At 72.1% G+C, this 13,319-nt stretch carries 15 protein-coding genes; 9 read left to right on the plus strand and 6 right to left on the minus strand.

What is annotated here, in order from left to right; all coding sequences use genetic code 11:
* The first annotated feature begins 83 nt into the window (after positions 1-83).
* From LY05_RS11090 to LY05_RS11105, 4 genes are all read left to right on the plus strand, one after another.
* Positions 84-491 (plus strand): hypothetical protein, encoded by a 408-nt coding sequence (locus tag LY05_RS11090; RefSeq protein WP_072747496.1) that lies wholly within the window; start codon positions 84-86, stop codon positions 489-491.
* 114 nt (positions 492-605) lie between these two features.
* Entirely contained in the window at positions 606-1,325 is a 720-nt protein-coding gene (locus LY05_RS11095) for a haloacid dehalogenase type II (protein WP_148923213.1), read from the plus strand.
* Positions 1,322-2,176 (plus strand): alpha/beta fold hydrolase, encoded by an 855-nt coding sequence (locus LY05_RS11100; RefSeq protein ID WP_148923214.1) that lies wholly within the window; start codon positions 1,322-1,324, stop codon positions 2,174-2,176. The genes LY05_RS11095 and LY05_RS11100 overlap by 4 nt, the downstream gene beginning before the upstream one ends.
* Positions 2,173-3,171 (plus strand): threonine ammonia-lyase, encoded by a 999-nt coding sequence (locus LY05_RS11105; protein ID WP_072747493.1) that lies wholly within the window; start codon positions 2,173-2,175, stop codon positions 3,169-3,171. Before LY05_RS11100 ends, LY05_RS11105 begins: the two co-directional genes overlap by 4 nt.
* 400 nt (positions 3,172-3,571) lie before the next feature.
* Here LY05_RS11105 and LY05_RS11110 read toward each other — a convergent pair whose 3' ends face one another.
* Entirely contained in the window at positions 3,572-6,061 is a 2,490-nt protein-coding gene (locus tag LY05_RS11110) for a GcvT family protein (protein ID WP_148923215.1), read from the minus strand.
* 122 nt (positions 6,062-6,183) lie between these two features.
* Positions 6,184-7,077 carry a cation diffusion facilitator family transporter gene (locus LY05_RS11115; RefSeq protein WP_072747491.1) on the minus strand — a complete coding sequence of 298 codons (894 nt, stop codon included), beginning with the start codon at positions 7,075-7,077 and terminating at the stop codon, positions 6,184-6,186.
* Between the two features lie 349 nt (positions 7,078-7,426).
* Between LY05_RS11115 and LY05_RS11120 the strand changes: the two genes are divergently transcribed.
* From LY05_RS11120 to LY05_RS11140, 5 genes are all read left to right on the plus strand, one after another.
* On the plus strand, positions 7,427-7,819 hold the full coding sequence (locus tag LY05_RS11120; protein ID WP_072747490.1) for an AtpZ/AtpI family protein: 393 nt from the start codon (positions 7,427-7,429) through the stop codon (positions 7,817-7,819).
* A 70-nt stretch (positions 7,820-7,889) separates the two neighbouring features.
* Positions 7,890-8,597, plus strand: coding sequence for a F0F1 ATP synthase subunit A (locus LY05_RS11125; RefSeq protein ID WP_072747617.1), 708 nt, complete (start codon positions 7,890-7,892; stop codon positions 8,595-8,597).
* A 59-nt stretch (positions 8,598-8,656) separates the two neighbouring features.
* The gene (locus LY05_RS11130) at positions 8,657-8,893 is read left to right on the plus strand and encodes a F0F1 ATP synthase subunit C (protein ID WP_072747489.1); all 237 of its coding nucleotides are present in this window, start codon (positions 8,657-8,659) and stop codon (positions 8,891-8,893) included.
* A gap of 267 nt (positions 8,894-9,160) precedes the next feature.
* Complete coding sequence (locus LY05_RS11135) at positions 9,161-9,736, plus strand: F0F1 ATP synthase subunit B' (RefSeq protein ID WP_072747488.1); 576 nt, start codon at positions 9,161-9,163, stop codon at positions 9,734-9,736.
* 4 nt (positions 9,737-9,740) lie between these two features.
* Positions 9,741-10,232, plus strand: coding sequence for a F0F1 ATP synthase subunit B family protein (locus tag LY05_RS11140; protein ID WP_148923216.1), 492 nt, complete (start codon positions 9,741-9,743; stop codon positions 10,230-10,232).
* Positions 10,233-10,317: 85 nt separating this feature from the next.
* Here the strand turns inward: LY05_RS11140 and LY05_RS11145 are convergent, their stop codons facing one another.
* The 4 genes from LY05_RS11145 to dapA are packed head-to-tail and all read right to left on the minus strand — an operon-like array spanning position 10,318 to position 13,053.
* On the minus strand, positions 10,318-10,896 hold the full coding sequence (locus tag LY05_RS11145; protein ID WP_072747486.1) for a peroxidase-related enzyme: 579 nt from the start codon (positions 10,894-10,896) through the stop codon (positions 10,318-10,320).
* Positions 10,893-11,672, minus strand: coding sequence for a GNAT family N-acetyltransferase (locus LY05_RS11150; protein ID WP_091764224.1), 780 nt, complete (start codon positions 11,670-11,672; stop codon positions 10,893-10,895). The genes LY05_RS11145 and LY05_RS11150 overlap by 4 nt, the downstream gene beginning before the upstream one ends.
* A 24-nt stretch (positions 11,673-11,696) precedes the next feature.
* Entirely contained in the window at positions 11,697-12,173 is a 477-nt protein-coding gene (smpB, locus tag LY05_RS11155; RefSeq protein WP_072747485.1) for an SsrA-binding protein SmpB, read from the minus strand.
* A gap of 1 nt (position 12,174) precedes the next feature.
* Positions 12,175-13,053 carry a 4-hydroxy-tetrahydrodipicolinate synthase gene (gene dapA / locus LY05_RS11160; protein WP_072747484.1) on the minus strand — a complete coding sequence of 293 codons (879 nt, stop codon included), beginning with the start codon at positions 13,051-13,053 and terminating at the stop codon, positions 12,175-12,177.
* Positions 13,054-13,319 lie beyond the last annotated feature (266 nt).

Genomic DNA, 13,319 nt, shown 5'->3' on the forward strand with positions numbered 1-13,319 from the left:
TAACGCGCCTTTCACGAATGCGCGCCATTCTTCGGAGCGTGGTGATGCGGCGCCCTGCGGCGCCTATGGGAGAGAACGGAGACATGAGCGCAACCATCGTCAGGATTCTGCCGACGGCGCGGGAAGCCGCGCTGGACATCGACGCCATCGAAGCCCTGCGCGAGGCGGTCGGGCCGCATCTGTGCCGCGAGATCATCGAAGACGGCATCCTGCACGCCACCGATCGCCTCGCGGCGCTCGAGCGGGCGCTGCGCGAAGACGACTGGGCCGCCGTCGCCCGCATCGCGCGCGACCTGATCGCCGTGCCGGGCCAGATCGGCATGACCGAGGTCTCGCGCCAGGCGCGCGCGCTGCTGGACGTGTGCGTCGCGCATGACCCAGTGGCGCTGCACGCCGTCGCCGCGCGGCTGCTGCGCACGGGCCGCGACGCGCTGATGGCCGCGCCCTTCGACGCCGACCGGCTGGACGACGAGGGCGGGCGCGGCGTCTGATCCGCCGCCAGACGGAAAGGCGGCCCGGCGCCTCTTGCGCCGCGGGGCGCGCGGGGCGATCGTCCGGCCAGGCGGCCCGCGCCAGGGCCGCGCGCGCACGCAGGAGGATCGCTCATGCCCCAGCCCCTCACGCCCCCGGCCGGCGCCGCCTCCGCGACCGTCTGCGTCTTCGATGCCTACGGCACGCTCTTCGACGTGGCCGCCGCGGCGCGCAATCTTGCCGCCCAACCGGGCAAGGAAAGCTTCGCGCGCATCTGGCCCCGCCTGTCCGAGATCTGGCGCGCCAAGCAGCTGCAATACACATGGCTGCGCGCGGCGGCCGGCGTGCATGCCGATTTCTGGACGGTGACGGCGCAGGCGCTCGACTACGCCATCGAGGCTGTCGGCCCCGACGCCGCCCCCGAGCGCGAGGCGCTGCTCGCGCTCTACCGCCGGCTCGACGCCTATCCCGAGGCGCCGGCGGCGCTGAGGGCGCTGCGCGCGGCGGGCCTGCGCACGGCCATCCTCTCGAACGGCACGCCCGACATGCTGGCCGACGCGGTCGAAAGCGCCGGCATGGCCGATCTTCTCGACGCCACGCTGTCGGTCGAATCGGTGGGCGTGTTCAAACCCGCCCCCGCGGCCTACGCGCTGGTCGAGCGCCATTTCGGCGTTCCCGCGGGCCAGGTTCTGTTCCTTTCGTCCAACGGCTGGGACGCGGCGGGCGCGGCGGGCTACGGCTTTCGCGCCGCCTGGGTCAACCGCGCGGGCGACCCGGTCGAGCGACTGCCCTGGCGCCCGGCCGCCATCCTGCGCGATCTGAGCGGCGTCCCCGCCCTGGCGGGCGTCGCATGAGCGCCGAGCCCCGCTTCTTCGCCGCACCCGATGGCCGCCGGCTGGCCTATTGGGACGAGGGCGACGGGCCGCCGGTGCTGTGCCTGGCCGGGCTGTCGCGCAACCGCCGCGATTTCGAGCCCTTGCGCGACGCGCTGGTCGGCCGGTGGCGCGTCATCCGGCTGGATTCGCGCGGCCGCGGCCGGTCCGAGCGCGCGCGCGATCCGCTGGCCGAATACGCCCCCGCGGTCGAGGCCGCCGACGCGCTGGCGCTGCTCGACCATCTGGGGCTGGAGGGCGCGGCGGTGGTCGGGACCTCGCGCGGGGGCATATTGGGCATGACCATGGCGGCGCTGCGCCCGGGCTCGGTGCGCGCCCTGGTCCTCAACGACATCGGCATCGAGGTGCGGATCAACGGGCTGCGGCGCATCATGGGCTATCTTGGTCTGCCCCCGGACCACGCCAGCTTCGAAGAAGCCGCCCGCGCCATCGCCGAGGCCGAGGCGGCGCGTTTCCCGGGCGTTCCCCTGGCGCGGTGGGAGCGGCATGCGCGCGCGATTTTCGACGACGAGGGCGGGCGGCCCGTCCTGTCCTACGACCCGCGGCTGCGCGACGCGACGGCGGCGGCGCTGGCCGCGGTCGAAGGCGATTCGCTGTCGCTAGAGCCGCTGTTCGCCGCGCTCGAGGGCGTGCCGCTCCTGACGATCCGCGGCGAGAATTCCGACATCCTCGACGCCGACGCGCTGGCGCGGATGGCCGCTCTGCGCCCGGACATGGCGCATGTGACCATCGCCGATCGCGGGCATGCGCCGTTCCTGGACGAACCCGAGGCGATCGCGGCGATCGAATCGCTGCTGGCGCGCGCGCGATGAGCGGCTTCGCGGTCGATCCGGCCATGATCGCCGACGCGGCGCGCCGGCTGGACGGGCGGGCGCTGCGCACGCCGCTGCTGGAATCGGCGTTGCTCAACGAAGCGGCAGGGCGGCGAATCCTGATCAAGGCCGAATGCCTTCAGCATGGCGGCGCCTTCAAGTTCCGCGGCGCCTGGTCGGCGATGACCGCGCTGGCGCCCGAGCGCCTGCGGGCCGGCGTCATCGCCTATTCATCGGGCAACCATGCGCAGGGCGTGGCGCTGGCGGCGCGGCTTCTGGGCGTTCCGGCGGTGATCGTGATGCCCGAGGACGCCCCGCGCGCCAAGCGCGAGGCGACGCGCGCGCTGGGGGCCGAGCTGGCGACCTATCGCCGGGGCGAGGAAAGCCGCGAGGAGCTTGCCGCCCGCATCGCCCGCGCCCGCGGCCTGACGCTGGTGCGGCCCTATGACGATCCGCACGTCATCGCCGGCCAGGGCACGGCGGGGCTCGAGATCGCCGCCCAGGCCCGCGCCGCGGGCGTCGCGCGCGCCGAGGTGCTGGTTCCCTGCGGCGGCGGCGGGCTGACGGCCGGGGTCGCGCTGGCCCTGGCCGAGGCGGCGCCGGACATGCGCGTGCGTCCGGTCGAGCCCGAGGGCTTCGACGACGTCGCGCGCTCGCTCGCGGCCGGGCGGCGGCTGAGCAACCCGTCCGAGAAGGGTTCGATCTGCGACGCCATCCTGACCCCCTGCCCCGGCGAGCTGACCTTTCCCATCATGCGCGCGCTGTGCGGCCCCGGCCTTCGGGTGCGGGACGACGAGGCCCTGCGCGCCATGGCGACGGCGTTCGAGCGCCTGCGGATCGTCGTCGAGCCGGGCGGCGCGGCGGCGCTGGCGGCGGCACTGTTCCGGCCCGATTCGCTCGAATCCGACGCGGCGATCGTGATCGCCTCGGGCGGCAACGTCGATTCGGCGCTTTTCGCGCGCGCATTGACCCGCAATGACGGCGCCGAGGTCTGAATCCCGCGTCGCGCCTCGCCCTGTTAGGTATTTCTACGGCGCCTGACGGCGCTGCGCGCGCGGACGCGTCACGAACCGATCACGCGGAATCGCCCATACATGTCCTGCAACGCACGGTGAGGGTGTGGGGCGAAGAACAGGAAGGCGCAGGACATGTGAACGGCGCCGCTGAGGAACCGGAAATTGAGGCCGGGAGACAGCGGGAACACCGCCGCCACGCGACGGCAACTCTTGGGGAAGACATGCCGCGCCGCGGCGCCGCCTGACGAAGGCCCGTCTCGAGATTTCCGAGACGGGCCTTCAACTTGTTTTCAGCGCCCGCCCCCCCGTCGCGGCGGACGTCGCGCCGGGGCGGGCGCGCGGTCGGCCCCGGCGCGGGCGGACCCGGAGCGGGCGGCGGTCAGCCGTCCTTGCGGATGCGCTCGTTCTTCGGATCGTAGGGGCTTTCCTCGACCACCTCGGCGTCCCACAGCCGGCGCAGCATGCGCACCTGCAGCTTCGTGCCGGGCGCGGCCAGATCGGGGCGCACATAGCCGATGCCGATCGACTTGCCGAAGGCCACCGAATATCCGCCCGAGGTCAGACGCCCGACCTTCTCGCCGTCCTTGAGCAGCGCCTCGCGCCCCCAGGGGTCGGCGTCCTCGGGACCGTCGATCAGCAGCGTCACGCAGGACGAGCGGATGCCCAGGGCCTGCATCGCCGCCTTGCCGCGGAAGTCCTTCTCCATGTCCACGAAGCGGTGCAGGCCGGCCTCGAGCGGGGTGGCGTCGCGGCCCAGATCCGAGCCGAAGGCGCGGTAGGACTTCTCCTGCCGCAGCCAGTTCTGCGCGCGCGCGCCCACCAGCTTGAGGCCGTGCTTCTCGCCCGCCTCCATCAGCCGGTCGAAAAGGTGGTTCTGCATCTCGATCGGGTGGTGCAGCTCCCATCCCAGCTCGCCGGTGTAGGCCACGCGGATCGCCAGCGTGCGGACCATGCCCAGGTCGATCTCCCTGGCCGAGAGCCAGGGGAACGCCTTGTTGGTCAGCGCCGAGGCGGGGTCGGCGTCGACGATCAGCTCGCGCAGGATATCGCGGCTGTTGGGGCCGGCCAGGGCGAAGACGCCATATTGGGTGGTGACGTCCTGCACCTCGATCCAGCCGAATTCGTCGCGCTTCTTCTCGGCCTGCTTGACGAAGAAGTCGTGGTCGTATTCCTGCGCCGCGCCGGCGGTGATGACGTAGTAGTCGTCCGGCGCAAGGCGCACGATGGTCGCCTCGGTGCGGATCGTGCCGGCCTCGGTCAGCGCATAGGTCAGATTGATGCGCCCCACGCGCGGCAGCTTGTTGCAGGTCAGCCAGTCGAGGAAGGCGGTCGCGCCCGGCCCCTTGATGCGGTGCTTGGCGAAGGCGGTGGCGTCGATCATGCCCGCCGCGCCGCGGATGGCCTTGGCCTCTTCGACCGCGTAGGGCCACCAGCCGCCGCGGCGGAAGCTGCGCGCGGCGTGGTCGTCGAAGCCCTGGGGAGCGAAGTAGTTCGGGCGCTCCCAGCCGTTGACCTGGCCGAACTGGGCGCCGCGCGCCTTCATGCGGTCATAGCAGGGGGCGGTGCGCAGGGGCCGGCAGGCGGGGCGCTCCTCGTCCGGGTGGTGCAGGATGTAGACGTGCTCGTAGGCCTCCTCGTTCTTCTTCGCCGCGTATTCGCGGTTGACCCAGCGGCCGAAGCGGCGCGGGTCGAGCGACCACATGTCGATCTCGGCCTCGCCCTCGGTCATCAGCTGCGCCAGGTAATGGCCGGTTCCGCCGGCGGCGGTGATGCCGAAGCTGAAGCCCTCGGCGAACCAGAAGTTCTCGACCCCCGGCGCGGGGCCGACCAGCGGGTTTCCGTCGGGCGTGTAGCAGATGGGGCCGTTGAAATCGTCCTTCAGGCCCACCGTCTCGGTCGAGGGGATGCGGTGGATCATGGACATGTATTCCTCCTCGATCCGCTCGAGATCGAGCGGGAAGAGGTCGGCGCGGAAGCTGTCGGGCACGCCGAACTTGAAGCAGGCCGGGGCGCCGCGCTCATAGGGCCCCAGGATCCAGCCGCCGCGCTCTTCGCGCACATACCACTTGGCGTCGGCGTCGCGCAGCACGGGATGCTCGGGATTGCCGGCCTTGCGCCATTCGACCAGGGCGGGGTCGGGCTCGGTGACGATATACTGGTGCTCGACCGGAATGGCGGGGATGTAGCAGCCGACCATGGCCGCCGTGCGCTGGGCGTGGTTGCCGGTGGCGGTGACGACGTGCTCGCAGACGATCTCGAAGGTTTCCTCGCCGGGCACGAGGTTGCCGCCCTTCTCGATCATCTTGCGGCCCTTGACGACCCACTCGCCGCCGCGGCGCTCGAAGCCGTCGACCTGGACCTTGCGGTAGATCGCCGCGCCGCGCTGGCGCGCGCCCTTGGCCATGGCCTGGGTGACGTCGGCGGGGTTGATGTAGCCGTCGGTGGGGTGGAAGATCGCGCCCTTGAGGTCCTCGGTGCGGACCAGGGGCCAGCGCTCCTTGATCTGGGCGGGGGTCAGCCACTCGACCGGGATGCCGACCGATTCGGCGGTCGAGGCGTAAAGCGCGTATTCGTCCATGCGCGCGTCGGTCTGCGCCATGCGCAGGTTGCCCACCACCGAAAAGCCGGGGTTGAGGCCGGTTTCGGCCTCGAGCGTCTTGTAGAACTTGACCGAATAATCGTGGATGTGGCTGACCGCGTAGCTCATGTTGAACAGCGGCAGCAGCCCGGCGGCGTGCCAGGTCGAGCCGGCGGTCAGCTCGTCGCGCTCGAGCAGGACCGTGTCCCAGCCGGCCTTGGCAAGGTGGTAGGCGATCGAGACGCCGACGGCCCCGCCTCCGACGACGACTGCGCGCGCATGGGTTTTCATCTGTATCCTCCGTCGGATGCCTCGGAATGCGTCGCCCCTATCAAGCGCGCCGCGCCGCGCCGCGCGCGGCGGCAGGCGACGCGCGGGCGCGGCTTTGCGACACGCGCCGTCGCGGCGGGCCGTCAGCGCCTGCCCGCCACGTCCTTGTGGATGATGACCTCGGCCTCGGGGAAGGCCTCGAGCAGGCGCCGGCGCAGCGCCGCGCCGATGTCGTGCGCCTCGCGCAGCGACTGCTCGCCGTCCAGCTCGACATGCACCTGGATGAACAGCCGCGCCCCCGAGGTGCGCGTCTTCAGGTCGTGAAAGCCCCGCACCCCCGGATGCGCGCGCACGATCGCCTCGATCCGCGCCACCACGTCAGGGGCCGCGCGCCGGTCCATGAGCGCGTGAAACGCGCCCGCGGCGATGTTGCGCGCCCCCGCCAGCAGCAGCGCCGAGGCGCCCAGCGCCACGATGCTGTCCAGCGTCGAGACCCCGAACCGCGCCGAGGCCCAGAGCGCGGCCAGCGCGCCCAGATTGGGCAGAAGGTCCGACAGGTAGTGCAGCGAGTCGGCCGCCACCACGCGGCTGCCGGTGCGCGCCGCCACGCGCCGCTGCCAGGCCACCAGCGCCGCCGTCAGCGCGATGGACAGGAGCATGACCGCAAGCCCCGCCTCCTCGTGACGCAGCGGCGCGGGCTCGTCCGCCGTCAGCCGGGCGATCGCGCGCCATCCGATCATCAGCGCCGATCCCGCCACCAGGACCGCCTGCCCCAGCGCGGCCAGATCCTCGGCCGCGTCATGGCCGAAGGCGTGGTCCTCGTCCGGCGGGCGCGCGGCGTAAAGGATCGCCGCCAGCCCGGCCAGCGAGGCGACGAGGTCGAGCGCGCTGTCCGCCAGGCTGGCCGCGATCGACAGCGACCCCGTCTGCGCCAGCGCCCACAGCTTGGCCGCCACCAGGATCACCGCCACGCTCACCGAGGCGGCGCTTGCCGACAGGTTGAGCCGTACGCGCGCGGCCCGGCGATCTTGGCTCATGCGGCGCCTCCTTGTCCGCGGGCCTGACATCGGGTCCGCCCCTTCGTGGCCGGCCCCGGGCGGGCGCGAAACCTAGCAGCCCGCGCCCGCCGACGAAAGACGCCGGCGCGCGGGCGGCGACGCATGGGCGGGCGCGCGAGCCGCCGCCGCGCGGCGCGGATTCCGCCCCCGACCCCCCATCGGCGCCGGCCCGGCGGCGCGCCCGAACGTCGCGCCGCAGGATTTCTCTTTCATATCAACATCTTGCATCTTTACGCCAAGCGCATCGCAGCGGGTTGACACACCATTGACCCCCTCATAATGTGCGCGCCAACCGAAGGCGCGGCTCCGCACCGGCGAAGGAGACATCATGTCGGACCCCGACACGTCGACCGATCGCCTCAAGCGGCTGGAGACGCAGCTGGAAGAAGCGCGGCGACGTCGGGCCCCCAAGCCCCGGGCCGCGCGGCCGGGCAAGTTCGCGGGCGCCGAGCTGGCCTGGCGGATGGTGATCGAGCTGAGCGCGGGGATCGCGGTCGGCACGGGGATGGGATGGGGGCTCGACGGCCTCTTCGGCACGAAGCCGGTCTTTCTCATCCTGTTCATATTGCTGGGCTTCGCGGCCGGGGTGCGGGTGATGCTTCAATCCGCCGCCGGCGAGGAGCGCAGAAGAAAGCGCCGCGAGGCGGACGCCGCGCAGGTCGGCGGCGCCGAGCGGAACGGAAACGAGCCCCCCGGCGGGGGCGGCAACGCCGGCGCCTGAGCGCCGCAAAGCGAGGGAAGCGAACGTGGCGGCGACCGAACACGCCCAGGGCGGCATCAACGCGCATCCGATGGAGCAGTTCACCATCCGTCCGCTTTTTGGCGACGAGGTGGGCCTTTTCACCATCACCAACTCCACGCTGTGGATGTTCATCGCGATCCTTGCGGCGACGGCGCTTCTGGTGCTGCCGACGCGCAACGGCGCGCTGGTTCCCACGCGCATGCAGCTGGTGGCCGAGGGCATCTACGGCTTCGTGCGCAAGATGGTGGACGACACGCTGGGGCCGGAAGGGCGTCCCTTCTTCCCCTACATCTTCACGCTGTTCGTCTTCATCCTGATGTCGAACGTGCTGGGGCTGCTGCCCTGGTCGTTCACCACCACCTCGCACATCGCCGTGACCGGCGTTCTGGCGCTGGCGGTGTTCATCTCGGTGACCGCGATCGGCTTCGCGCGGCACGGGCTGCACTTCATCTCGCTGTTCTGGGTGTCCAGCGCCCCGACCGTCGCGCTGCGCTGCGTGCTGTTCGTGATCGAGTTCATCTCGTATTTCGTGCGCCCGCTCAGCCACTCCGTGCGACTTGCGGGCAACATGATGGCCGGCCACGCGGTGCTCAAGGTCTTCGCCGCCTTCGTGCCGGCCATGGGCATCGCCGGCATCATCCCGATCGGCGCGATGACGGGCATCTACGCGCTCGAGCTGCTTGTGGCCTGCGTGCAGGCCTACATCTTCACGATCCTGACCTGCGTCTACCTCAACGACGCGCTGCACATGCACTGACGGTCGGGACCGCACAACCACCCCAACGGGCAAGCCATTCCAACTCAGAGGAGCACATCATGGAAGGCGATATCGCGAACATGGGCCAGTACATCGGCGCGGGCCTCGCCACGATCGGTCTGGGCGGCGCCGGCATCGGCGTGGGTCACGTGGCCGGCAACTACCTGGCCGGCGCCCTGCGCAACCCGGCCGCGGCCGCCGAGCAGCAGGCGACCCTCTTCATCGGCATCGCCTTCGCCGAGGCGCTGGGCATCTTCTCGTTCCTCGTCGCGCTGCTGCTGCTGTTCGCGGTCTGAGGAAGCGACCCCCGGCGCCGGCCGCCCCAGGGCCGTCGGCGCCGGACGCCAAGCCGGAGCGCGGCCGCGACGATCAGAAGAACGCGCCCCGCGCCGTTCCATGATCGGCCCCGCTCCAGCGCCGCGCCCATCCGCGCGGCGCAGTCATGTCCGCCCGGCGCGGCAGGCGCGCGCGCCCCGCCCCGCCAAAGGGGACGCCGGGGCCGCCGCCCGCCCGCGGCGCCCGTCCACAGCCGCCCCTGGCGGCGCGCAGAACCGGAGAGCCCCATGGGTCTGTTCCTTGCAGCCGCCCAGGCCGCCTCGACCGCCGGTCACGGCGCCGAGGCCGCCCACGGCGCCGAAGCCGCCGCAAGCGGTCTTCCCCAGCTCGCCACCCACACCTACGCCTCCCAGATCTTCTGGCTGGCCGTTGCGGTGGCGGTCATGTATCTCATCTTTTCGCGCGTGGCCCTGCCGCGCATCGCGGGCCTGATGGAAGAGCGCCGCGACGCCGTCGAGGACGATCTCGACCGCGCCGCCGAGCTGCGCCGCAAGGCCGAGGACGCGCAGAAGGCCTATGAGGCCGCCCTGGCCGAGGCCCGCGCCGAGGCCCAGAAGATCGCCGAGCAGACGCGCGCCGAGATCCAGAAGCAGGTCGACGAGGCCATGGCCAAGGCCGACGCCGAGATCGCCGCCCGCACCGCCGAGGGCGAGAAGCGCATCGCCGAGATCCGCGCCTCGGCGCTCGAGGCCGTCGAGGCCGTCGCCGCGGACGTCGCCGCCGAGATCGTCGCCGCCATCCTGCCCGCCGCCGCCGACGCCGAGCGCGTCAAGGCCGCCGTCGCCGCCAAGCTGAAGGGCTGAGACCATGGAACTTCTGCACGACAGCTACTTCGTGGTCGCCATCGCCTTCTTCTGCTTCATCGGCGTGCTGCTGTGGCTCAAGGTCCCGGCCAGGGTGGCCGAGATGCTGGACAAGCGCATCGCCGCCATCCGGCAGGAGCTGGACGACGCCCGCCGCCTGCGCGAAGAGGCGCAGGCCCTGCTGGCCTCGTTCGAGCGCAAGCAGAAGGACGTCGAGGGCCAGGTCGCCGACATCAAGGCGCATGCGCGTCTCGAGGCCGAAGAGGCCGCCCGCGTCGCCCAGGAGCAGATCCGCGAGTCGGTCGCGCGCCGCATCAAGGCCGCCGAAGAGCAGATCCAGGCCGCCGAGAAGGCCGCCATCCGCGAGGTGCGCGAGCGCGCCGCCGCCATCGCCGTCGCCGCCGCGGCCGACGTCCTGTCGGGCGCCATGACCGACGAGCAGCGCGCGCGCATGACCGACGAATCCATCGCCAAGGTCGGCGGGCTTCTGCACTGAACGCCCGGCCGGCCTGAAGGACCGGAAAAAAACGGGGGGCGCCGACCGCAAGGTCGGCGCCCCCTTCTCGTCGCGGCCGAGCCCTTCAGCGCGCCATGGCGTGGTATTCGTCGTTCGGGCGCATGTCCACCGCCGAGGCCATGCGGTTGGTCATGTTGAAGAACGAGGCGACGGCGGCGATGTCCCAGATGTCGCGGTCGCCGAAGCCCGCCTCGCGCAGCGCCTGGCGGTCGGCCTCTTCGATCTCGTGGCCGCGCTCGGTCATCTTGACGGCGAAGTCCAGCATCGCCCGCTGGCGCGGGGTCAGATCGGCGGCGCGGTAGTTCATGACCAGCGCCTCGCCCAGCTTCGGATCGCCCGACAGCTGCCGCACGGCGGCGCCATGCGCCGTCAGGCAGTAGAAGCAGCGGTTGACCGAGGACACGGCCACGGCGATCATTTCGCGCTCGAGCTTGGACAGGCCGCTGTCGGCCAGCATCAGGTCGTTGTAGAGCGTCGAGAAGGCGCGCAGCTTCTCCGGCGCGAAGGCGTAGGCGCGCAGCACGTTGGGCACGAGGCCCAGCTTCTCCTGGCAGACTTCGAAATACCTGGCGATGTCCTCGGGCAGCGGATCGGCCTGGGGCAGATCAAGCGCGGTGGGCGCGTCGGGGTCGGTGCTGGTCATGGGCGTCTCTCTTTGTTCGTCGGCGCGGCCGTCTCGGCGGCGGCGCGGTAATGGTAGCGGCCCGCCTCGCGCATGCCCATGCGCCCATAGAGCGCCAGCGCCGGCGCGTTGTCGGCCGTCACGGCCAGCGCCAGGGTCCGCGCGCCGTGGTCGAGGGCGAAGCGCGCCGCGCCCCTGAGCACGCCGCGCCCCCCGCCCTGGCGGCGGCGCTCGGGGCGCACGACCATGGCATGGACCATCGCCACAGGCCCATGCACGGCGACGAAGCCCACGCCGGCCACGGCCATGTCGGTGCGCGACATGACGACCGTGCGCGGTCCCTCGGCGCGGGCCATGACGGCGCGGCGCTCGGGCCCGATGCCGGCGGCGGTCCAGATCTCGTCAAGCAGGGCGAGGCGCGCGCGCACCTCGACCGCGCGCACGCCGCGCGCCGGCTCGATCGCGGCGATGCGCTCGGCCGGGGCGACGAGGAACAGCGTTTCGTCGCGCCGCGCAAGGCCGCGGGCGGCCAGGGCGGCGTCCAGGTCCTCCTCTCCGGCGCGGATGCGGAACAGCGGCGCGCGGCCCTGCGCGCGCATGGCCGCGATGGCCGCATCCGGGTCGGCGTCCGCCCTGAGCCGCGTCGCCGCCGACACGCGCGCGCCGCCTCCGCCGCCGTCGCGCAGCCGCCAGCCCGGCGCGCTCAGCTCGTCGACGGCAAGGGGCGGCCAGGTCGCTTCGAGCGCCGCCTCGAGCGTCGCCAGATCCGCCTCCGGCGTCATCGCCTCGCCGCCCATGGCCCGTCCTCCTTGCGGCCGCGCTCAGCCCTTCTCGCGCAGAAGGCGGCTTTTCTCGCGCGCCCAGTCGCGGCGCTTTTCCGTCTCGCGCTTGTCGGCCAGCTTTTTGCCCTTGGCCACGCCGAGCAGAAGCTTGGCGATGCCGCGTTCGTTGAAATACAGCTTGAGCGGCGCCAGCGTCATGCCCTGCCGCCCCACCGCCTGCGCCAGGCGCGCCAGCTGCCGGCGGTGGACCAGCAGCTTGCGCCGGCGGCGCTCGTCATGGCCGAAGGCGCGCGCCTGATCGTAGGCGGGAATGTAGCTGTTGATCAGCCACAGCTCGCCATCCTCGATGGCGGCGTAGCTTTCCGCGATGTTGGCCTGCCCGTTGCGCAGCGACTTCACCTCGGAGCCCTGCAGCGCGATGCCGCACTCCAGCTCGTCCTCGATGAAGTAGTGGTGGCGCGCCTTGCGGTTCTCGGCCACCAGCTTGATCTTGGGATCGGCCTTCTTCGCGGCCATGTCAGGCGTCGATCAGACCGGCATGGACCATGGCCGCGCGCACGGCGGCGCGGGTCGGCTCCTCGATCTCGACGAGGGGCGAGCGCACCTCTTCCGAGCAGCGGCCCAGCAGCGAGAGCGCGTATTTCACCGGGCAGGGGTTGGGCTCGAGGAACAGCGCGACATGCAGCGGCATGAGCCGGTCCTGCAGCGTCAGCGCGCGGGCGTAGTCGCCGGCCAGGCAGGCCTCCTGGAACTCGGCGCACAGGCGCGGCGCGACGTTGGCGGTCACCGAGATGCAGCCCCGCCCGCCATGGGCGTTGAAGCCCAGCGCCGAGGCGTCCTCGCCCGACAGCTGGATGAAGTCGGGCCCGCAGGCGGCGCGCTGGCGCGACACGCGCGAGACGTCGCCCGTCGCGTCCTTGACGCCGACGATGCGCGGCAGCTGCGCCAGGCGGCCCATCGTCTCGGGGGTCATGTCGATCACCGAGCGGCCGGGGATGTTGTAGATGATGATCGGCAGGCCGCAGCAGTCGTGCAGCGCCGTGTAGTGGCGGATGAGGCCGCGCTGGCTGGGCTTGTTGTAATAGGGCGTGACGACCAGCGCGCCGTCCGCGCCGACCTTCTCGGCGAAGCGGATGAGGCTGATCGATTCCTCGGTGTTGTTCGAGCCGGCGCCGGCGATGACCGGGATGCGCCCGGCGGCGGTCTTGACGATGATCTCGACGCAGCGCTCGTGCTCGGCATGGGACAGGGTCGGGCTCTCGCCGGTGGTGCCGACGGCGACGAGGGCGTGGCTGCCCTCCTGCACATGCCAGTCGACCAGTTTCTCGAGCGCGGCCTCATCCACCTTGCCGTCCTTGAACGGCGTGACGAGTGCGGGGATGGAACCTTTGAACATGGAGCGCTCCGTGCGTTGCCCGCGCGCGGCGCGGCGGGTCTTCGATCGCGTCAGGGTCTTCGACCGCCCCGGGGCCACGCGTCGCCGCGCGTCGCGCCGCCCCGGGCGGGGTCGCCGGAACCTAGCCGCGAACGCGCGCGCCCGCAAGACGGGCCGACGCCGGCGCGCGCGCCGGGCGGCCGCCCTTCCGCCCTGCGGCGGACGCCCGCCTCGGCGCCGGACGATGCGGCGCGGGCGCCAGGGGGCGCGCCGCAACAGGCCGACGC

Origin of the sequence: Oceanicella actignis, assembly GCF_008124525.1 — a bacterium.
GTDB lineage: Bacteria > Pseudomonadota > Alphaproteobacteria > Rhodobacterales > Rhodobacteraceae > Oceanicella > Oceanicella actignis.

Bases quoted from the DNA above. Each gene is read 5' to 3' on its own strand.
- LY05_RS11090 (WP_072747496.1), top strand. From the start codon at position 84: ATGAGCGCAACCATCGTCAGGATTCTGCCGACGGCGCGGGAAGCCGCG.
- LY05_RS11095 (WP_148923213.1), top strand. From the start codon at position 606: ATGCCCCAGCCCCTCACGCCCCCGGCCGGCGCCGCCTCCGCGACCGTC.
- LY05_RS11100 (WP_148923214.1), top strand. From the start codon at position 1,322: ATGAGCGCCGAGCCCCGCTTCTTCGCCGCACCCGATGGCCGCCGGCTG.
- LY05_RS11105 (WP_072747493.1), top strand. From the start codon at position 2,173: ATGAGCGGCTTCGCGGTCGATCCGGCCATGATCGCCGACGCGGCGCGC.
- LY05_RS11110 (WP_148923215.1), bottom strand. From the start codon at position 6,061: ATGAAAACCCATGCGCGCGCAGTCGTCGTCGGAGGCGGGGCCGTCGGC.
- LY05_RS11115 (WP_072747491.1), bottom strand. From the start codon at position 7,077: ATGAGCCAAGATCGCCGGGCCGCGCGCGTACGGCTCAACCTGTCGGCA.
- LY05_RS11120 (WP_072747490.1), top strand. From the start codon at position 7,427: ATGTCGGACCCCGACACGTCGACCGATCGCCTCAAGCGGCTGGAGACG.
- LY05_RS11125 (WP_072747617.1), top strand. From the start codon at position 7,890: ATGGAGCAGTTCACCATCCGTCCGCTTTTTGGCGACGAGGTGGGCCTT.
- LY05_RS11130 (WP_072747489.1), top strand. From the start codon at position 8,657: ATGGAAGGCGATATCGCGAACATGGGCCAGTACATCGGCGCGGGCCTC.
- LY05_RS11135 (WP_072747488.1), top strand. From the start codon at position 9,161: ATGGGTCTGTTCCTTGCAGCCGCCCAGGCCGCCTCGACCGCCGGTCAC.
- LY05_RS11140 (WP_148923216.1), top strand. From the start codon at position 9,741: ATGGAACTTCTGCACGACAGCTACTTCGTGGTCGCCATCGCCTTCTTC.
- LY05_RS11145 (WP_072747486.1), bottom strand. From the start codon at position 10,896: ATGACCAGCACCGACCCCGACGCGCCCACCGCGCTTGATCTGCCCCAG.
- LY05_RS11150 (WP_091764224.1), bottom strand. From the start codon at position 11,672: ATGGGCGGCGAGGCGATGACGCCGGAGGCGGATCTGGCGACGCTCGAG.
- smpB (WP_072747485.1), bottom strand. From the start codon at position 12,173: ATGGCCGCGAAGAAGGCCGATCCCAAGATCAAGCTGGTGGCCGAGAAC.
- dapA (WP_072747484.1), bottom strand. From the start codon at position 13,053: ATGTTCAAAGGTTCCATCCCCGCACTCGTCACGCCGTTCAAGGACGGC.